15 protein-coding genes and 2 pseudogenes are annotated in these 19,790 nt (G+C 44.5%); 10 read left to right on the top strand and 7 right to left on the bottom strand.

Annotation, left to right across the window (positions count from 1 at the left end):
• Positions 1-474 precede the first annotated feature (474 nt).
• From BM329_RS15105 to BM329_RS12725, 3 genes and pseudogenes are all read right to left on the bottom strand, one after another.
• Positions 475-879 carry a hypothetical protein gene (locus tag BM329_RS15105; RefSeq protein WP_245759086.1) on the bottom strand — a complete coding sequence of 135 codons (405 nt, stop codon included), beginning with the start codon at positions 877-879 and terminating at the stop codon, positions 475-477.
• Positions 876-1,409, bottom strand: a complete 534-nt coding sequence (locus tag BM329_RS12740; RefSeq protein WP_245759085.1) for a Panacea domain-containing protein — start codon at positions 1,407-1,409, stop codon at positions 876-878. The genes BM329_RS15105 and BM329_RS12740 overlap by 4 nt, the downstream gene beginning before the upstream one ends.
• 968 nt (positions 1,410-2,377) lie before the next feature.
• Positions 2,378-2,653, bottom strand: a pseudogene (locus tag BM329_RS12725) (site-specific integrase); the annotation flags it as partial.
• An 87-nt stretch (positions 2,654-2,740) separates the two neighbouring features.
• On the opposite strand from BM329_RS12725, the gene dusA reads away from it, so the two are divergent.
• Positions 2,741-3,778 (top strand): tRNA dihydrouridine(20/20a) synthase DusA, encoded by a 1,038-nt coding sequence (gene dusA, locus BM329_RS12720; protein WP_092553781.1) that lies wholly within the window; start codon positions 2,741-2,743, stop codon positions 3,776-3,778.
• 38 nt (positions 3,779-3,816) lie between these two features.
• On the opposite strand, the gene BM329_RS12715 is transcribed toward dusA, so the two are convergent.
• A complete protein-coding gene (locus BM329_RS12715) occupies positions 3,817-4,800 on the bottom strand; it encodes a quinone oxidoreductase (RefSeq protein WP_092553778.1) in 984 nt (327 codons plus the stop codon).
• 305 nt (positions 4,801-5,105) lie between these two features.
• Here BM329_RS12715 and BM329_RS15100 point away from each other — a divergent pair.
• From BM329_RS15100 to rluA, 3 genes and pseudogenes are all read left to right on the top strand, one after another.
• A pseudogene (locus tag BM329_RS15100) lies at positions 5,106-5,322 on the top strand (hypothetical protein); the annotation flags it as partial.
• A 232-nt stretch (positions 5,323-5,554) separates the two neighbouring features.
• On the top strand, positions 5,555-8,464 hold the full coding sequence (gene rapA, locus BM329_RS12705; protein ID WP_092553775.1) for an RNA polymerase-associated protein RapA: 2,910 nt from the start codon (positions 5,555-5,557) through the stop codon (positions 8,462-8,464).
• Positions 8,465-8,613: 149 nt separating this feature from the next.
• Positions 8,614-9,267 (top strand): bifunctional tRNA pseudouridine(32) synthase/23S rRNA pseudouridine(746) synthase RluA, encoded by a 654-nt coding sequence (gene rluA / locus BM329_RS12700; RefSeq protein WP_092553773.1) that lies wholly within the window; start codon positions 8,614-8,616, stop codon positions 9,265-9,267.
• A 54-nt stretch (positions 9,268-9,321) separates the two neighbouring features.
• On the opposite strand, the gene djlA is transcribed toward rluA, so the two are convergent.
• Positions 9,322-10,146, bottom strand: coding sequence for a co-chaperone DjlA (gene djlA / locus BM329_RS12695; RefSeq protein ID WP_092553790.1), 825 nt, complete (start codon positions 10,144-10,146; stop codon positions 9,322-9,324).
• Positions 10,147-10,329: 183 nt separating this feature from the next.
• Here djlA and lptD point away from each other — a divergent pair, with 183 nt between their 5' ends.
• From lptD to apaH, 6 genes are all read left to right on the top strand, one after another.
• Entirely contained in the window at positions 10,330-12,696 is a 2,367-nt protein-coding gene (gene lptD / locus BM329_RS12690; RefSeq protein ID WP_092553770.1) for an LPS assembly protein LptD, read from the top strand.
• A 203-nt stretch (positions 12,697-12,899) separates the two neighbouring features.
• Complete coding sequence (gene surA / locus BM329_RS12685; RefSeq protein ID WP_092553767.1) at positions 12,900-14,204, top strand: peptidylprolyl isomerase SurA; 1,305 nt, start codon at positions 12,900-12,902, stop codon at positions 14,202-14,204.
• Positions 14,191-15,198 carry a 4-hydroxythreonine-4-phosphate dehydrogenase PdxA gene (gene pdxA, locus BM329_RS12680; RefSeq protein ID WP_177216265.1) on the top strand — a complete coding sequence of 336 codons (1,008 nt, stop codon included), beginning with the start codon at positions 14,191-14,193 and terminating at the stop codon, positions 15,196-15,198. The genes surA and pdxA overlap by 14 nt, the downstream gene beginning before the upstream one ends.
• On the top strand, positions 15,191-16,018 hold the full coding sequence (rsmA, locus tag BM329_RS12675; protein ID WP_092553761.1) for a 16S rRNA (adenine(1518)-N(6)/adenine(1519)-N(6))-dimethyltransferase RsmA: 828 nt from the start codon (positions 15,191-15,193) through the stop codon (positions 16,016-16,018). Before pdxA ends, rsmA begins: the two co-directional genes overlap by 8 nt.
• A gap of 28 nt (positions 16,019-16,046) precedes the next feature.
• A complete protein-coding gene (gene apaG, locus BM329_RS12670) occupies positions 16,047-16,424 on the top strand; it encodes a Co2+/Mg2+ efflux protein ApaG (protein WP_092553758.1) in 378 nt (125 codons plus the stop codon).
• Between the two features lie 3 nt (positions 16,425-16,427).
• Entirely contained in the window at positions 16,428-17,255 is an 828-nt protein-coding gene (gene apaH / locus BM329_RS12665) for a bis(5'-nucleosyl)-tetraphosphatase (symmetrical) ApaH (RefSeq protein ID WP_092553755.1), read from the top strand.
• 47 nt (positions 17,256-17,302) lie between these two features.
• Here apaH and folA read toward each other — a convergent pair whose 3' ends face one another.
• Both folA and ftsP read right to left on the bottom strand, forming a co-directional pair.
• Positions 17,303-17,788, bottom strand: a complete 486-nt coding sequence (folA, locus tag BM329_RS12660) for a type 3 dihydrofolate reductase (protein ID WP_092553752.1) — start codon at positions 17,786-17,788, stop codon at positions 17,303-17,305.
• Between the two features lie 200 nt (positions 17,789-17,988).
• On the bottom strand, positions 17,989-19,410 hold the full coding sequence (gene ftsP / locus BM329_RS12655; RefSeq protein ID WP_092553749.1) for a cell division protein FtsP: 1,422 nt from the start codon (positions 19,408-19,410) through the stop codon (positions 17,989-17,991).
• Positions 19,411-19,790: the final 380 nt, after the last annotated feature.

Here is a 19,790-nt window from a genome sequence, read left to right as displayed (position 1 = left end):
TAGGCCATAGCGCATTTTCCTTTGGCGAGAAAGATGCCTACTATAGCAACTGACCGCCTTTCTTAGAAATTGCACTTATTAGGCGAATCCAAGAACACCATGTATTATTTTATATATTCTAATTGTTTATTTTAAATATTATTTTATGTAAATATAGTAAAGAATAATTAGTGTAATTCATTTAATTATTTATTTTTATAGAAAATTCCGAGGGGGGATTAATTTATTGATATCCCTTATTTCCATCAGATAACCGGAATCCCCACCCCGATCGGTAATCAAAAAAATCAGCCACTTACTTAAAGAGGAGATTTCTCCCCTTTTAATTTAATCCTTCCGTTTCAAACGGAGGCAGTGAAAATTAACTGTAGGGATTCCTGTAGTTTAAGGAGTCCTATCGCCGAAGTCCTCACTTTGGTAATAGCTCTTTGATGATAGGCACTATTTTGGTATTAAATAAGTGCAATATTAAAATTAAACGCAATATTTAGTGTAGAACTTTCTTACTTTGGGCTTTACGTGAGGGGAAGTATTAAATCCGTTCAGTATTCTATCAAACACATCATTACGGCAGGGTTCTGATACTCTGATATCACCAGCAATGACTTGACTTGTCACTGTATCAACCCCCAGTATTTCAGCTTTTTTATAAAGAATATAACTATCATGCTTTACAAAAGGATGATCGCCAACACTTAAAATACAGGTGTTGTCATATTCAATATCAGGATAAATAGTAGTTAAATTAACAGCAAGAAAACATTCTTTGGTAAGCTGAGGGTAAAGCACGGGATCACTACAAATAAAGAACAAATGCTCCTTTGCACCTGTAAGTAACATTATGGTTCCCTTTTTAACAGGTGCAAAGTTAATTGTCATACTAATCCGCTAATAACCCGATCTAATTCGTTTTGTTCTCGCATCCTGTTTGCAAGTTGTATCGCAACTTCATTTGATTTTCCAAGGGCAAAGAAAACGTTTTTTGGGTCGATCGGGTATGAACCACCGTGAGGATCGATCCACTCAGGGCAATGCGAGTGTGTGTAATCCCTTATCTGCCATTTTGTCATATGACCGTATTCTGAATAAATGCCATTCAGAACAGCAAGCTCAACATCTGTTAATTCGTCATATTCATCGCGCTCAACTAATGGTAGCTTTGTCTCCAGTTCATAATTACTAGCGCCAGCAATCCACCTTCCCCAGCCCTCATCTGAACCTTGGCTAGAGCCATTCATTAAATCGAGTGAGTATGAAAGTACGGGTCCGTGAGGCATAGATACCATTCGGTCACCACTGATTGATTCCCCGTATTTCCTCATATGCTCCCTGTCAGATAGATACATGAGCTTCATGAGTTTCAGGTATGCCATGCGCCCGCCACCTTTCGATAACAGGTACGCAGCCATTTGGGCTACTTTTATTTCGCAAAACATAGAAACCTCCAATGAATCCATATCAATTTGATAGCTCTCACGGAGGAGTATATCTTAAGGCGTGAATACTCTCTATTATTTCTGTCTTTTTTGAGACATTTCACACCTAACTTTCTTCATAAAGTACACATAATAAATTGATTTGTAAGATAAAAATAAAGATATTGCAAATGTCGTTTTTTTGTGATTTTCAGGGTTTATTAACTGGGGGTTGACTGAGCTGGTAGCTTGTAGTGATAGTTTCTTATTGTTTCGGTTCAACTGCTCTTAAGCTGCGTATGGTCAAAAATTGAAGCGCTCTGATTATTTTTAATCTATTTTAGTGGTTAATCACACAAGTATGAACAGGTCAAGCTATTGAACTTAAGGTTATAACAAACTATCATCGCCTTAGACATATTTATCAATTTGATAACTATGTTGTTAATACCCCTACAGGAGATGATTAAATGAGATTACGTTGCATGGCTTATCAACAGGGTGATATGTAATTGCTGCCTGCTTAGATCTGTCACTGGCAGCGCAAGCTAATTCGATTGATGAAGCAATTAGCAAACTTGAGGTTCAGGTAGGTGATTATCTTGAAGAAGTTGCTTCTGAACCGGAATACGCAAAACAGCTTATAAATCGAAAAGCCCCCTTATCTATGTGGTTTAGGTATTGGTACATTGCTTTTAGGCTCAAAGTGATAACAGCTTTTTATCTAAATAAAGAAACTGTTTCAGCTAGGTTGTTTGATGAGCAATGTGAGCTAGCCCGATAAGAGGTGCGGCGCAACATGATTCTTTATAGACTAACCCCCTCAAATATAAAGAAGTTGTAGCGGCGCTGGCGGATTTGGGTTTTGAAAGAAAACCAAAGAAAGGAACCTCTCATAAACAATGGATCAAAAAAGAAGTAAGGGAATATTAATTCGCTTGTTTTTGGCTGGCGTTGAACTATTTAGTTCTTCCTGCCTTTCCACCCAAATCAGGGTCATTGATATACTTATGCAGTAGATCACCAACTGTTAAATCTTCGGTATTATTTTGCGTGGGGACCCCGTTTTGTTCCAGCTCAGCTACCCGCATGGCACCCCATGTTTTGGCATGGAACTGTTTTCCAAATGTGCGGTTCTCTCTGTAAATATATTTACCACCAGACTTAACACCAACGGTGCAACGGTAACGAACTGTGCCATCTGCGCGGGGACGTTTCTCTATGCTATAGTAGGCCATCTTTGATGCTCTCCTGTTCAGGTCCCCATATTAATGGGGTGCTGTTTGGGGTGCTGATAATACAAAAATAGCCTAAAAAGACCTTAAATGCACGAAAATATACAAACTCAGAAACATAGTGAATTCAATGCCATACCAACAGGTAGCGGGAAATTCAAGCCTTCCCGCTTCGCCGTTGCCCCCATGCTGGACTGGACTGACCGTCATTGTCGTTATTTCCACCGCTTATTAAGTAAAGAAGCGCTGCTTTACACGGAAATGGTGACAACGGGTGCGATTATTCATGGAAAAGGGGATTATCTGGCTTATAACGAGCAGGAGAATCCGTTGGCCTTGCAATTGGGCGGCAGTGAGCCTCAGGCATTGGCACAGTGTGCCAAGATTGCGCAGGAACGGGGTTATGATGAAATCAATTTGAATATCGGTTGTCCCTCTGATCGTGTGCAGAATGGTCGTTTTGGTGCCTGTCTGATGGGAGATGCGGCGCTGGTGGCTGATTGCGTTAAAGCCATGCAGGATGTAGTGGATATTCCCGTTACCATTAAAACCCGCATTGGGATTGATGAGCAAGATAGCTACGAGTTTTTGTGTGATTTTATTGATACTGTCATAGAAAACAGCGATTGCGATAATTTTGTTATCCACGCGCGCAAGGCGTGGTTATCTGGTCTCAGTCCAAAAGAAAACCGCGAAATCCCGCCATTGGAATATCCACGGGTCTATCAATTAAAGAAAGATTTCCCTCAATTAACGTTTTCCATTAACGGCGGTATTAAGTCATTGGAAGAAGCGAAACAGCATTTGCAATACGTGGATGGTGTGATGATTGGACGAGAGGCTTACCAAAATCCATCTATTCTGGCACATGTGGATCGTGAATTATTTGATCAAACAGCACCAGTTATGAATACGATTAATGTGGTTAAGGCACTTTATCCTTATATAGAACAAGAATTGTCCAAAGGTACTTATTTAGGGCATATCACTCGTCATATCTTGGGGATTTTTCAGGGCATTCCTGGTGCGCGTCAATGGCGTCGTCATTTGAGTGAGAATGCCCATAAACCCGGCTCCGGTATTATGGTCGTTGAAAAAGCGCTAGAAATGGTAACAGAGCGGATGTAGTCCGCTCTTCATTAAAATTATTAAATTTATTAAAGTTATCAAGGGATCAGTAAGCTGGAGCCGTGAGTTAAGCGGCTTTCCAATGCTTGATGTGCGGTTGCAGCTTCGCTCAATGAAAACTTTTGGCTTTCTGGTACATCGACTTTGATTTTGCCAGTGGCTACCAAATCAAACAGGGCATTGCTGGCTTCGTTCAATTCCTCACGGGTTGTGATATAGCCGTTAACTGCGGGGCGAGTGACGAATAAAGAGCCTTTTTGATTGAGCAGACCTAAATCGACGTCGGTCACTGGCCCGGAAGCATTACCAAAACTAACCATTAAACCACGCCGTTTGAGGCAGTCCAGTGAATCTAACCATGTGGCTTTACCTACAGAATCATAAACGACACTGACCTTTCCCCCACCAGTGATCTCTAAAACACGTTCGACGATACTCTCATGGTTGTAATTGATGATTTGCCATGCACCCGCGGTTTTTGCAAGTTCGGCTTTTTCATTAGAACCCACAGTTCCGATCAACTTTGTCCCTAACGCTTTTGCCCACTGGCACGCAATCAGCCCGACACCACCAGCTGCGGCATGGAACAAGAAAGTTTCATCTTTTTGAATTTGATAGGTCTGGTGAAACAAATAGTAAACAGTTAGGCCTTTCAAAAGTGACGCTGCCGCTTGCTCAAATGAAATCGAATCAGGCAGGAGAGCAAGCCTGTGTTCCTGCACGTTATGCACTTCACTGTAAGCACCAACGGCAGATTGCGCATAAGCTACGCGATCACCGACTTTAATTGATGTTACATTCGCGCCAATTTTGGTGACAACACCCGCAGCTTCCATACCAAGGCCGGATGGCAAGCTGGTGGTAGGATATAACCCACTGCGAACATAGGTATCAATATAATTAATACCAATGGCTTTATTTTCGACTTGTACTTCATCAGGTGCAGGGGCTGCGGGTACAAAGTCACAATATCGGAGTACTTCCGGGCTGCCAGTGGTGGAAAATTCAATACGTTTTGCCATAGTAACTCTCTCATCATGTTATAAATACTGGGAAGAGCTTCGCACGTTTGCAATGAAAATAGGGTAAACAGACGTAAATGTGGCCGAAATCATTACAGACTATACGCAATTAACTTGAAGATGCAGGAATTAAAGTCTGGAAATTATCGGTCAGCCGGGTAACCAATTAAGAATAATAACAAAAGATACTGAGGTGCGATGCTAAAGTGTTTCTTGACCGATCAATTTTTACCTATTGGCACCTCAAAAAATACTGTATAAATAACCAATGAAAATGCCATAGTTAAAATCCTCTTTGGTAATGTTGGATCAACTACATTATCACTCTGTCCCGGCCAGAACCCATCGAAAATCAAACTACTGCGCCAGATTATGAACACTATACCCAATGGATTTCAAGATGCAGCGCGACGGCAAGGGAACAAAAAATAGTTAATGCTCATTGCCGATGCTATTTTGCCGTTTATTCAGGATAACTTTATGACCCTGCAAACAGGGCAAATAAGCATCTCTTTTGAATAATGGATATTTTTGCAGGTGACGGCTTGCTCAGCTTCAATTAACATATCGCTCCTCTAATGGGCAATGGTACTTTTGTGATCTCGTTACCAAAAAACGCGGGATGTAAAGTGCTATTGAAAAAGTGCTATTGAAAACTATCCCTATCGATAACCAATGGTGATCGATATCCAACAAAAGCAGCCATCCTGCACCTATAAATGATATTGTCTAACAGAAAACTGAGCCGAAATTTATGCCATTTACTCTTGGTCAACGCTGGATAAGCGATACAGAAAGCGAACTTGGATTAGGAACAGTCGTGGCGCTTGATACGCGCATGGTGACGTTACTTTTTCCTGCCAGCGGAGAAAACCGCCTTTACGCACGCAATGACTCCCCTATTACCCGCGTTATGTTTAATGTAGGCGATACCGTGACCAGTCACGAAGGTTGGAAACTCAAGATCGATGATGTTCAGCAAGATAATGGCCTGCTGATCTACATCGGTACTCGCCTGGACACTGAAGAAGAAAATACCTGCCTGCGGGAAGTTTTTCTGGATAGCAAACTGACGTTTAATAAGCCGCAGGATCGTCTGTTTGCTGGTCAAATTGACCGTATGGATCGCTTTGCTCTGCGTTTTCGCGCTCGTAAACACCAAAGCGAACAATTTCGTCTGGCAGAAAGTGGACTACGTGGCATTCGTGCCAGTTTGATCCCACATCAGCTACATATTGCCAATGAAGTAGGCAAGCGCCATGCTCCCCGCGTATTACTGGCGGATGAAGTGGGGCTGGGTAAAACCATTGAAGCCGGCATGATCATTCATCAGCAATTGATGGCAGGACGTGCGGAACGTGTATTGATCATCGTGCCAGACAGCCTGCAACATCAATGGCTGGTAGAAATGCTGCGTCGATTTAACCTGCGTTTCTCACTGTTCGATGATGGTCGGTACACAGAAGCGCTTCATGACAGCGATAATCCGTTTGAGACAGAGCAATTGGTTATCTGTTCTCTGGATTTTGTTCGCCGCAATAAGCAACGTTTTGAACATTTGCTGGAAGCGAGCTGGGATTTGATGGTAGTGGATGAAGCTCACCATCTGGAGTGGAACGAAAAATCCCCGAGCCGCGAATATCTCGTCATTGAACAGTTGTCAGAGCAAATTCCTTCCATTCTGTTGCTGACAGCCACACCAGAACAGTTGGGCCAAGAGAGTCACTTTGCCCGTCTGCGCCTGCTTGATCCAAATCGTTTCCATGATTATCAGGTATTCATTGATGAACAACAGAAATATCGTCCTGTTGCGGATGCCGTGACTTTGCTGCTGTCCGATGATCTTTTAAACAATGACCAGCAAAATGCAATTGTTGAACTGATTAATGAACAAGATATTGAACCTTTGTTGAAAGCGGTAAACAGCCAACAGGATGAGGAGAGCAACAATGCTCGCCCCGAACTGGTCTCTATGCTGATGGATCGCCATGGAACCAGCCGGCTGCTGTTCCGTAATACCCGTGGTGGCGTGAAAGGTTTCCCACACCGTGAACTGCATGAAATCAAGTTACCATTGCCAATCCAATATCAGACGGCAATCAAGGTTTCTGGAATCATGGGTGCTAAAAAGACCGTGGAAGCGCGTGCCAAAGATATGCTCTATCCTGAGCAGATCTATCAGGAATTCGAAGGTGAAAACGCCACATGGTGGAACTTCGATCCACGCGTAGAATGGCTGTTAGGTTTCCTGATGGCAAACCGTGATGAAAAAGTGCTGGTAATCTGTGCCAAAGCAGAAACTGCGCTGCAACTGGAACAAGTTCTGCGTGAACGCGAAGGTATCCGCGGTGCCGTCTTCCATGAAGGTTTGTCTTTGCTGGAACGTGACCGTGCCGCTGCTTACTTCGCTTCTGAAGAAGACGGAGCACAAGTGCTGCTCTGTTCTGAAATTGGCTCTGAAGGACGTAACTTCCAGTTTGCCAATCAGCTTGTTATGTTTGATCTGCCATTCAACCCTGATTTGCTGGAGCAACGAATCGGTCGTCTGGATCGTATCGGTCAAAACCGCGATATTAAAATCAGTGTGCCTTATCTGGAAAACACGGCGCAATCCATTCTCCTGCGCTGGTATAACGAAGGACTGGATGCGTTTGAACATACCTGCCCGACCGGTCGCCCTATCTATGACAAGTATTACGAAACACTGTTGAATTTCCTTGCCAAACCTAATGAGCAAACTGACTTCAATGAGTTTATTACTGAATGCCGCATGCATCATGAACAACTCAAACAACAATTGGAGCAGGGCCGTGACCGTCTGCTGGAAATGAACTCCAATGGCGGCGAACAAGGCCAGAAACTGGCAGAAAAAATTGCGGCGCAGGATAATGATACCGATCTGGTGAATTTTGCCCTGAATTTATTCGATATCGTCGGCATCAATCAGGAAGATCACAGTGACGGTATTATCGTCCTGAATCCATCTGATCATATGCTGGTGCCGGATTTTCCCGGATTGCCGAAGGACGGCTGCTCCATTACGTTTGACCGTGAGAAAGCACTGTCCCGCGAAGATACTCAGTTTCTGAGCTGGGAACACCCTATCATTCGCAATGGTCTGGATTTAATCCTGTCAGGGGATACAGGAAGTTGCGCCGTTTCTATTCTGAAAAATAAAGCACTGCCGGTAGGTACGCTGTTGGTTGAGTTGATTTACGTTGTTGAAGCGCAAGCGCCTAAACATTTGCAATTGACCCGTTTTCTGCCACCAACGCCAGTACGTCTCTTATTGGATCTAAAAGGCACTGATCTGGCTCCTCAGGTAGAGTTTGAAAGTTTCAACCGTCAGCTCAATGCCATCAACCGCCATAACGCCAGCAAGCTGGTCAATGCGGTACAGCAAGAAGTTCATGCGATTTTACAACAATCAGAACCTCTGATTGAAAAACAGTCACGTGAATTGATTGAGAAAGCAAAGAAAGAAGCGGATGAAGTGCTGTCAGCGGAATTGTCACGTCTGGAAGCCCTGAAAGCGGTTAACCCGAATATTCGTGACGATGAGCTGGAAGCTATCGAATCTGAGCATAAGCATCTGTTGCTGAACCTTGATCAGGCTAACTGGCGTCTGGATGCCATTCGTCTGGTTATTGTTTCTCATCAATAAATGCGCGTAAATTCAGGGGCATTCTCCGCAAGGTGCCCCTGAGTTCAGTCTCACTCTATATTAATCTCGCACCCCGGGTCATATCTGATAGAATGCGCCCCGTCATTTTTCCGACCTGATTTATTCTCCCGACCCAATTGGAGCCACTCATGCTGGAGTCTTACAATCCCCCGACAGATCCTAGGTTATATGTGTTGTATCAAGATGAGCACATTATGGTTGTTAATAAACCCAGTGGATTACTTTCTGTGCCGGGTAAAGCAGAAGAGCACAAAGACAGTATTATGACACGGGTTCAGGCTGAATTTCCTACCGCAGAATCGGTACATCGATTGGATATGGCCACCAGCGGTATCATGGTTGTAGCACTGACTAAAGCCGCCGAACGTGAGTTGAAACGCCAGTTCCGTGAACGTGAGCCGAAAAAAGTCTATATCGCCCGGGTCTGGGGAAAACTGGAGCCAGAAAAGGGATTAGTGGATTTGCCGTTGATCTGCGACTGGCCAAATCGTCCGAAGCAGAAAGTCTGCTTTGAAACCGGAAAATCGGCACAAACTGAATATCAAGTGCTGAAATATGAAGAACAGGCAACACGTGTCAGACTGGTTCCAATCACCGGCCGTTCTCATCAGCTTCGTGTGCATATGCTGGCTCTTGGCAACCCTATTCTGGGGGATCGCTTTTATGCCCATCCGCAAGCAAGGGAGATTACACCTCGTCTGCAATTACATGCCCAAGAACTATCCATTACGCATCCGGTTTATGGCACATCAATGCATTTTGAATGCAAAGCCGATTTTTGACGGATGCGTTTTTTGCAGTACTTTAGGTTTTTGTGGAATACGTTAGGATCAGTGCTATTTAAAGCCCTTCTCTTTTTTGATCAAGTCATACGCGGATTGGATAGACTGCGCTTTCTGTTTTGCAAGCTCCATCATTTCTGGTGGTAAACCTTTTGCCACCAGCTTATCGGGGTGATGTTCACTCATCAGTCTCCGATAAGCCCGCTTAATGGTTGTGGTGTCATCATGCTCATTGACACCCAATACCTTACAGGCATCCGCCAGTGTTGCACGCTGCTGCCCAGCCTCCTGATTGTGCCCATGTTGCTGATACTGCCCACCATAATGATGCCCTTCGAAATGACGGCCACCTTCCATCATGGTAAGAAATTGTTCAAATTGAATGCGGGAAATCCCCAGTTCTTCGGCAATGACAAACAGGACTTTTCTTTCATTGGGATGCAGTTCACCATCAGCAAACGCGGCCTGCAATTGTATTTCCAAAAACATGCGAATGAGATCGAAACGGCCAAAGCAAGCGCGCCGCAACCGCCGTAATGTCGTTCGCAGGGGAAATTCAGGCTGTTTACCCTCACGAAACGATTGCTGGGCTGAAGTCCTGGCCTCACCATGCAGCTGCATTCTGTCCATCAGTCGAGTAGCAAGCTGGATATCCGTTTCGGTTACCCGACCTTTTGCTTTGGTTAAGTGCCCCAGTACTTGGAATGTACTGAGGAAAAACAGGGTTTGTCGGGTCTGGCCTTTGGTATCAACACGCTGATTCCGCAGCCTGACCCTATCAAGGATGTGACCGAGTAACAGGCCAATCACAATGCCCCAGAAACCTGCACCGGACGCTATACCAAATATTAATCCAAATAATTTTCCCCAATACTGCATTATAGTCTTCAATTCCCCAATGCCCTGAGCGCAATTTTGCATTATCATACTATTCATTACGCTCTGTGCCTAACAGCAAGATTAGCAAAGTTAAACTTTACTCTGGCACCTATTTATTAACTAAGTTAGTCTCTGAACATTCGCCGGCACGACGCCACTGATGACGGAACCGCATAAATATCTATGAATAAATGTTATCCCACTCTGCTGGCCACAATGGTATGGGCAGCACTTTATAGTCAGCAAGCACATAGTCAGCAAGCTCATGCTGATCTCGCAGCACAATGTATGCTGGGCGTACCTGTCTACGATAAGCCGATTATCGCAGGCGATCCCAATAAAATGCCTATTAACATTAAGTCTGATGATACTCACGGTGAATATCCCTACTCAGTTGAGTTCATTGGTAATGTTGATATCCAACAGGGAAATAAAACACTGACAGCCGATAAGGTACGGCTTGAACAGACACAGGATAAAGAGCCAATCCGTACTATTACCGCAATCGGTAACGTCAGCTATGATGACCCCCAGATCATTTTAAAAGGGCCGCGGGCTTGGGCTAATTTGAATAATAAAAACACTGACGTAGAACAAGGCAAGTACCAGATGGTCGGCCGTCAGGGACGTGGTAGCGCAGATAAGATGATGCTGCGTGATGAAAACCGCTATACTATTTTGAATAATGGGATATTTACCTCCTGTTTACCGGGCAATGATAGCTGGAGTGTTGTCGGTTCAGAAGTGATCCTCGACCGTGAAGAAGAAGTAGCTGAAATCTGGAACGCTCGTTTTCGGGTTGCTAATGTACCCGTGTTTTACAGCCCATACTTGCAGTTGCCGATTGGTGACAAACGCCGCTCTGGTTTCTTGATCCCCAATGCCAGTTTTTCCAATAAAGACGGCTTTCAGTTCCTGCTGCCATATTACTGGAATATCGCTCCGAACTATGATGCTACGATCACTCCGCATCTCATTACTATGCGTGGCTTTAAACTGGATAATGAATTCCGTTACTTAACCAAAGCAGGCGCGGGTACGGTTGCGCTGGATTGGATTGATCATGATCGCCTGTATGAAAAAGACAAAAAACTCGGCATCAAATCTGATCGGGACAGCAGCAACCGCTGGTTATTCTACTGGAACCATAGCGGTGTTATGAATCAGGTTTGGCGTTTCAGTGTTGACTACACCAAAGTCAGTGATCCGAACTATTTTACTGACTACTCTTCACGATATGGCTCCAGTACTGACGGCTACGCTACCCAGAAATTCAGCGTTGGCTATGCTCAGCAAAACTGGCATGCCACACTGGTAACCAAGCAATTCCAGATCTTTACCGCAAGTGACAGAAGCAAAGCCTACAGAGCAACACCTCAACTGGATCTGAATTACTATAAAAATGATTTAGGCCCATTCGATTTTCATACCCATATACAATTGGCTAAATTTACCAGCATCGGTAACCAATGGCCGGACGCAACACGCTGGCATTTTGAACCTGCCATCAATCTGCCGCTCTCCAATGGCTGGGCCAGCCTCAATAACGAATTTAAGATAATGGCAACCCATTACGAGCAGGAACTTTCCTCTGAAGTACAAAAAAACCAACCTTTATTGGAAAAGTTAGTTGACCGTGTTCTGCCTGTGTTTAAATCAGACGCGAAAATAGTATTTGAACGCGCCATGTACTTTAATCAAGATTACACCCAGACTCTGGAACCCCGCGTTCAATATCTTTATGTGCCTTATAAGAATCAGGATAACATTAATAACTTTGATTCATCCCTGTTGCAGACAGACTATACCGGCTTGTTCCGTGACCGCTTCTACAGCGGGTTAGACCGAATTTCATCGGCTAATCAATTTACCACGGGTATAACCTCACGTATTTATGATGAAGATTTAGTTGAACGTTTTAGCCTGTCCGTGGGTCAAATCTACTACTTTGAACGTCCACGTACTACCGATACAGATCCCAACTCAAGCGGCAAAGATATTATCAGGAACAAACAAGGTACAGGGCCGACTACATGGGCCGGAGATGTACACTGGAAAATCAGCGATTCTTGGGGTTTCAAAGGTGGGCTACAATACGATAACCGACTGGGCAGTGTAACCATGAGCAATACAGTTGTCGAATACCGCCGGGATGCCGACCGCCTGCTGCAATTAAACTATCGCTTTGTCGATCGCGATTATATTCAGGCTACGCTTGGGGCTTTACCCGCTTATCAGCAAGGCATTTCACAGGTGGGTCTGGCAGCAAGCTGGCCATTGTCAGATCGCTGGGAGCTTGTGGGAGCGTATTACTACGATACCAAAGAAAAACAGCCTGCGAGCCAAATGGTGGGTCTGCAATATAATACTTGTTGCTGGGCAGTTAATGTGGGTTATGAGCGCAAGATCGTCAACTGGAGATTCGGCAGCAGCCAATATGACAACAAATGGTCATTCAATGTTGAACTTCGTGGCTTAAGTAACAATCATAGTCTGGGTAGTCAGAAAATGTTGCAGCAAGGTATTCTTCCATACCAGCGTGCATTCTGATACCTATAAACACAATGTATGCCGAATAGTCTTCAAGTTGCAGCACGGCGGCAAGAGAACACATCTCCAGAAGCATAGCCAATCATTTGTTGTTAAAAACGATGACTGAGATAAGTGAGCATAATCAGCAAAGCAGCAACTTGAAAGATAACGGATTAAACACAATAACCCCGCCAAAGCGGGATTAATATAATGGGAAATGTATGAAGAACTGGAAATCCCTCGTTCTCGGATTGATGTTTTCAGTAAATTCTGTCGCAATGGCAGCACCACAAGAAATCAATAAGGTCGTTGCCGTTGTTAACAATGATGTCGTACTGGAAAGTGACATCAACAGCCTCTTACAAACCGTTAAACGCAATGCAAAACAGGCTGGTCAGCAGATACCGGATGAGAAAACATTGCGTCATCAGATCCTTGAACGCCTGATTATGGATGATATCGTTCTGCAACTGGCTGAACGGATGCAAATTACTATTCCTGATCAAGCTTTGGTTTCTGCGATCACAAATATCGCGGCTCAAAACCATTTGAGCCTTGCCCAGTTGAAACAAAATTTGGTTACAGATGGAATTAACTTTGATACCTATCGTAATCAAATCCGCAAGGAAATGACTATCGCAGAAGTACGTAATAATGAGGTCCGTCGCCGCATCACGATCTTGCCACAAGAAGTTGACTCACTGGCTAATCAGCTTGAAGGCCAAAATAGTCAGAATACGGAATTGAACATCAGCCACATCTTGATTCCGTTGCCAGAAAATCCGGATCAGGCTCAGGTTGAAAAAGCCGGGACAATTGTTAAAAATATTTTGTCTGAACTCAAGAACGGTGTCGATTTCGGTAAACTGGCCATCACCTATTCTGGTGACTCTCAAGCCCTGAAAGGGGGCAATATGGGCTGGAGCAAACTACATGAGCTACCATCTCTGTTTGCTGAACAACTCAAGTCCGCACATAAAGGGCAGATTATTGGCCCACTCCGTTCTGGTGTGGGTTTTCACATTCTTAAAGTAAATGATATCCGTGGTGATCATATGCCAATCGCAGTCACCGAAGTCAATGCCCGTCATATTCTGTTGAAAACATCACCTGTCATGAATGATGAGAAAGCTCGCAATGATTTGATGAAACTCAGAGAAGAGATCTTAAGCGGAAAAACCACATTTGGAGAAGCCGCGAAAGAGTATTCTGAAGATTCAGGTTCAGCTATGCATGGTGGAGAGCTGGGATGGAATTTGCCAAGTATCTATGATCCAGCCTTCCGTGATGCATTGACAAAACTGCAAAAAGGCGAGATCAGTCAACCTGTTCACTCTTCTTTCGGCTGGCACTTAATCCAACTACTTGATAGCCGCAAAGTTGATAGAACGGATGCCACGCAGAAAGATCGTGCTTATCGCCTGCTATTCAATCGTAAATTCAATGAAGAAGAACAAAGCTGGATACAGGAATTACGCGCTTCCGCTTATGTGAAAATTTTAGATGGTAGCGATGCAAAACAATAAACCCATCATTATCACCCCCGGCGAACCGGCCGGGGTTGGTCCAGATTTAGTCATTGCCCTCGCCCAACGAGAGTGGCCTATTCAATTGGTTGTCTGCGCTGATCCGGAAATGATGCTCTCCCGAGCCAGACAACTCAATTTGCCTTTGCAACTACAAACTTATTCCCCTGAGCACACTTCTTTATCACAAATAGCTTCATCGCAAGCCGCTGGAACGTTGACTATTCTGCCTGTTTATCTCCAATCCCCGACCATTGCGGGTGAGTTAAACCGAAAAAACGGAACTTATGTCACGGAAACATTAGCAAAAGCCTGCGATGGTTGTCTGAATGGCGAATTCTCCGCATTGGTAACAGGCCCTGTTCATAAAGGAGTTATCAATGATGCCGGAGTCCCTTTTATCGGACATACCGAGTTTTTTGCTGACCACAGTAAATGCTCAAGAGTAGTCATGATGCTGGCAACGGAAGAGCTCCGGGTAGCATTGGCGACAACACACCTGCCTATTCTGGATGTGCCCAAGGCAATTACGTTTGATTCCCTGCGGGAAGTAGTCACCATTCTCAACCATGACCTCAAAACCAAGTTCGGTATCCATCGCCCCCATATTTATGTCTGCGGCCTGAATCCTCATGCCGGTGAAGGAGGACATATGGGACGTGAAGAAATAGACGTGATCATTCCAGCATTAGAGAGCCTGAGGGCAGAAGGGATATGGCTGGAAGGTCCATTACCTGCTGATACACTGTTCCAACCTAAATATTTGGATCATGCCGATGCCGTGCTTTCGATGTATCACGATCAGGGGCTACCCGTGTTAAAATACCAAGGTTTTGGCAGAGCAGTGAATATTACACTCGGTCTGCCATTTATCCGAACGTCTGTCGATCATGGCACAGCACTCGAGCTGGCGGGGACAGGTCAAGCTGATGTGGGTAGTTTTATCACCGCATTAAATCTAGCAATTAAAATGATACAAAACAGTAATGAATAATAAAGTCCATCAAGGGCATCATGCCCGTAAACGTTTCGGGCAAAACTTTTTAACCGATCAGTTTATTATTGATAGCATTGTTGATGCAATGAATCCACAAGTGGGTCAAGCTGTAGTAGAAATTGGCCCTGGTCTGGGCGCATTGACTGAACCCGTTGGTGAGCGCATGGATAAAATGACGGTTGTCGAACTTGACCGCGATCTTGCTGCCCGCCTGCACGTTCATCCAAAATTGAAAGACAAGCTGACAATTATCCAGCAAGATGCAATGACCGTTGATTTTGGTCAGATTGCCAGAGAGCGCGGGCAGCCTTTGCGCGTATTCGGTAATTTGCCTTATAACATTTCTACGCCATTGATGTTCCATCTTTTCAGCTATACTGATGCCATTGCTGATATGAGTTTTATGTTGCAAAAAGAAGTGGTCAATCGTCTGGTCGCAGAGCCTGGCAGCAAAGCCTATGGACGTTTAAGTGTGATGGCACAATACTACTGTCAGGTTATTCCAGTTCTTGAAGTACCCCCTACAGCATTTACGCCAGCACCAAAAGTGGATTCCGCCATTGTGCGGTTGATTCCGCATAAGACCATACCCAATCCGGCTCATGACCTTCGTGTGTTGGCCCGGATTACAACTCAGGCATTTAACCAACGCCGAAAAACAATCCGCAACAGCCTTGGCAATATCTTTTCCGTTGAGCAGTTATCTGAATTGGGCATTGATCCAAGTACGCGGGCTGAAAATATTTCTGTCGAGCAATACTGTAAGATGGCAAATTGGTTATCGTCCCAGCCTAAAGAAATTGTCGGAAACCAATAAACAGCCGTCACAGTAACAGGAGGCACTTATGCTCAACGAACCAAGAATTTATATTCAAGTACAAAGTACTTACGTAGAAAGCCAATCACAACCGGAACAACAACGTTTTGTGTTTGCTTATACAATATCAATTCGCAATCTTGGGCATTCTCCCGTACAGCTAATTAGCCGTTACTGGCGTATAACCAATAGTGATGGTCACCAAACAGAAGTTCAGGGTGAAGGGGTTGTGGGAAAACAGCCTTTGATCCTACCAGGAACAGAATACCGTTACAGCAGCGGAGCCATTCTGGAAACCCCCCTGGGTACTATGGAAGGCCATTATGAAATGATTGATCATGATGGTCGCCCATTTCGCACCGCTATTCCTGTGTTTAGGCTGGCTATTCCTACACTGATAAATTAACGCATGGCTACATATCTTATCGGCGATATTCACGGCTGTTACCGTGAATTGATCGCCTTATTAGAACAAGTCGATTTTCATTCCAACAACGATACCCTATGGCTGACGGGTGATCTGGTTGCCCGTGGCCCTGATTCTCTGGCAGTGCTTCGTTATATCAAACAACTCGGCTCGGCGGCTAAATTGGTATTGGGTAATCACGATCTGCATCTGCTGGCTATTTATGCCAAAATCAGCCGCAATAAACCAAAAGACTTACTCGATGAATTACTTTCGGCACCAGATATTGATGAGCTGATAAACTGGCTGAGAAAACAGCCCATGTTACAGATTAATGACGAATTAAAACTGGTCATGACACATGCAGGACTCACGCCACAATGGGATCTGGAGACAGCCAGAATGTGCGCCCGTGAAGTGGAGGCTATTCTTTGCAGTGACAGTTATCCTCTGTTCCTCAATGAGATGTACGGAGATATGCCGAATAACTGGGCACCAGAATTAAGCGGCCTTGCTCGGTTACGTTTCAGTACCAATGCACTGACACGGATGCGTTATTGTTTTCCGAATGGTCAGTTGGATATGATCTGCAAGTCTAAACCCGAAAATGCCCCTGCACCACTGAAACCTTGGTTCAAATTACCGCGTAATATCCCTGAAGACTATTCCATTGCATTTGGTCATTGGGCGGCACTGGAAGGCCAGGGAACTCCTGCCAATATTTATGCACTGGATACGGGCTGTTGCTGGGGAGGAAAATTGACAATGCTGCGTTGGGAAGATAAGCAATATTTCAGACAAGATTCATTGGATAACAAATCACCAGTCTGAATCAGTGACACCAGAGTGCCTGTCGGCACTCCGCACGTAAGGTTCGATTACTTTCGGCGTTCCAGGATTTCAAAACAATATCCATGAGAGTTGTTTTCATCCGCATCATGATATTCGGTGAAAACTGAATTCCACTCATCAGGCTCATAATCAGGGAAATGCGTGTCACCAATCACTTCTGCATCAATATGAGTCAGATACATACGAGCGGCAAGAGGAATGAACTGTTCATACACTTTTCCTCCCCCCATCACCATAATTTCTTCAACATCACCAGCTACGGCCAACGCAGCTTCGATAGAGTTTACCCAAGTGACCCTATCATCACTCGCAGACTGACTGCTGATCACGATATTCAGGCGTCCCGGTAAAGGACGACCGATCGATTCATATGTAACCCGCCCCATCACAACTGGCTTTCCGAGCGTATTGCGTTTAAACCAGGCTAAATCACCCGGAAGAGTCCATGGCATGGCGTTTTCCATACCAATAACTCGATCGATAGCCATCGCAGCAATCAAGCTGATATTCATTAAATCACCTTACAGACAAGTAGTATGGAAATTTGGGACACTATACGGAAAGGGCCAGTCTCCGTCGATAAGATTAGCAATTTATTCAGAGTAAATAGTTTGTTTGCACACAAATTGTTAAATAGTCCATTGTTTAACCCGTCATTCTGACGCAAATATTCTGATGCAAATAGTATTCAAAACAGCTATGGAATTATCGATTAGAAGTCAGGAGGATTGACAACCAACTGTCCCGCAACCCCATGATCCGCCATTTCCAATCTCTGACTGTAGTACATAAAAGGGAAATGCTCATAAGACGGCTTCATCATATTCACCAGTAATTCAGCTCGCTCATCGATCCAAACCGTATCTTTCCAGCCATAATCCTGTGGTTCGGGGCGATTGCCATTAAGGCTAATAACTTTAAACCTTACCCCTTCAATATGGAAAGGCTGAGGGACGGTTGTTGTAATTACCCAACGTTCCCAAGCCCCTTGCTGGCTGGTTATATCGATGCGGTTATCACTCAGCAACATACCATTAATTCCCTGAGAATAATCTCCCAGCGCAAGTTGACGATTGCGTATAGAAGAGCTGATATGTGGATTATCAACCACGAGTTGAGTTGGTAATTGATCCGCCACTAAAGGAAGCAGCCCGCTCGCTTTCAATGTCAATACTGTGGTTGACACTAGTTTAGTCGAAGCCTCAAACAACCCTTTCAGACGATCAATTACGCTTGCGGATTCTCCGGCTGTAATGGTTACATTCTCGATTTTCGACATGTCAACCAGAACCTCACGGCGTTCTCCCGGCGCGAGTAGCAACTCTTGCACAGTTACAGGCGAAGGCAGCAATCCTTGGTCAGTACCAATCATATAGAATGGATGCCCATCACTGAGCTGCAACTGATAACGTCGGGCATTAGAAGCATTCAGTAAGCGTAGTCTGACCCAACCTCTGGCAACTTCAACAAAAGGATTTTCGACACCATTAACAACCAGAGTATCACCGAGAAAATCTTTGTTGGCGGGAGGGTTATATTGAGGTACGCCAAAATTATCTAATTGTTTATCCTGCAAAATAACCGGAAAATCATCGACACCATAATGTGCAGGCAAAGGCAACTGACGACTGCCTTCATCTTCCACCAGCCACATACCTGCCAGCCCCGCATAAACATGCTGTGCCATACGATTCGGCGTGTTGGCGTGATACCAGCAGGTCGCTGCCGGCTGATCGATTGGGATAACCGGAGACCAGCTTTCCCCTGGTGACATCACACGCGTTGAGCCTCCCATCAAAGCGCCGGGCACCAGCAATCCGCCTACTGTCATTGACACATCTTCAGACAGGCGATTGCTATATATCAGTTTAATATCATCGCCCCGACGAACCCGAATAGTTGGCCCTAAATAATATCCATTGATACCCCAGACCTGAACTTTATTCTGACCATTGAACGACCATCTGGCTTTTTGCATGGCTAAAAACAGAGGTTGTCCGCCTCGGGATTCCAGTAAGGGGGGAAGTGGCAATTTCGTTTGTTGATTTTTGTTGGCCCGAACCGCAAAAGGGAGTGCCCCTAAACACATAGCCAAACCAGATGTCTGAATAAACTGACGTCGACTCAGTGACATACTTTCTCCACGGCAGGAATCGTTTCCATGACAGGAATAGTCTCCACGACAAAAATAGCAATCAACAATAACTGCTTATGCAAACGCAAAAGCGACGCAATTACTGCACAAGTCAAATAATTCAAATAATTCAAATAATTCAAATAATTTCTGGGATGAATACCCCGATATTGTGGCTATCAGGATTTATTATTCTATCGATTGCGTTTAATAAAAACGGTAATTTATTAAACGCAATAATATCTCGAATAGGAAGTAAATTCTAATAAATATGTTTCCATTTTCTAGTACTACAGCCGTAATTGTTCTGTAAGCCGATGATCTTCCCGGCGACGATAATGACATTGTTGTGCCCGGTATTGATGCCGTCGTCGCCAGTC

This window comes from Xenorhabdus koppenhoeferi, assembly GCF_900116635.1.
Taxonomy (GTDB): domain Bacteria; phylum Pseudomonadota; class Gammaproteobacteria; order Enterobacterales; family Enterobacteriaceae; genus Xenorhabdus; species Xenorhabdus koppenhoeferi.
The sequence above is the reverse complement of the archived record's forward strand: the minus strand, read 5'-3'. Positions and strand labels throughout refer to the sequence as shown.

Excerpts from the sequence above, each read along its gene's own strand:
- BM329_RS15105 (WP_245759086.1), bottom strand. The coding sequence starts at position 879 with ATGACAATTAACTTTGCACCTGTTAAAAAGGGAACCATAATGTTACTT.
- BM329_RS12740 (WP_245759085.1), bottom strand. The coding sequence starts at position 1,409 with ATGGCTGCGTACCTGTTATCGAAAGGTGGCGGGCGCATGGCATACCTG.
- dusA (WP_092553781.1), top strand. The coding sequence starts at position 2,741 with ATGCACGAAAATATACAAACTCAGAAACATAGTGAATTCAATGCCATA.
- BM329_RS12715 (WP_092553778.1), bottom strand. The coding sequence starts at position 4,800 with ATGGCAAAACGTATTGAATTTTCCACCACTGGCAGCCCGGAAGTACTC.
- rapA (WP_092553775.1), top strand. The coding sequence starts at position 5,555 with ATGCCATTTACTCTTGGTCAACGCTGGATAAGCGATACAGAAAGCGAA.
- rluA (WP_092553773.1), top strand. The coding sequence starts at position 8,614 with ATGCTGGAGTCTTACAATCCCCCGACAGATCCTAGGTTATATGTGTTG.
- djlA (WP_092553790.1), bottom strand. The coding sequence starts at position 10,146 with ATGCAGTATTGGGGAAAATTATTTGGATTAATATTTGGTATAGCGTCC.
- lptD (WP_092553770.1), top strand. The coding sequence starts at position 10,330 with ATGAATAAATGTTATCCCACTCTGCTGGCCACAATGGTATGGGCAGCA.
- surA (WP_092553767.1), top strand. The coding sequence starts at position 12,900 with ATGAAGAACTGGAAATCCCTCGTTCTCGGATTGATGTTTTCAGTAAAT.
- pdxA (WP_177216265.1), top strand. The coding sequence starts at position 14,191 with ATGCAAAACAATAAACCCATCATTATCACCCCCGGCGAACCGGCCGGG.
- rsmA (WP_092553761.1), top strand. The coding sequence starts at position 15,191 with ATGAATAATAAAGTCCATCAAGGGCATCATGCCCGTAAACGTTTCGGG.
- apaG (WP_092553758.1), top strand. The coding sequence starts at position 16,047 with ATGCTCAACGAACCAAGAATTTATATTCAAGTACAAAGTACTTACGTA.
- apaH (WP_092553755.1), top strand. The coding sequence starts at position 16,428 with ATGGCTACATATCTTATCGGCGATATTCACGGCTGTTACCGTGAATTG.
- folA (WP_092553752.1), bottom strand. The coding sequence starts at position 17,788 with ATGAATATCAGCTTGATTGCTGCGATGGCTATCGATCGAGTTATTGGT.
- ftsP (WP_092553749.1), bottom strand. The coding sequence starts at position 19,410 with ATGTCACTGAGTCGACGTCAGTTTATTCAGACATCTGGTTTGGCTATG.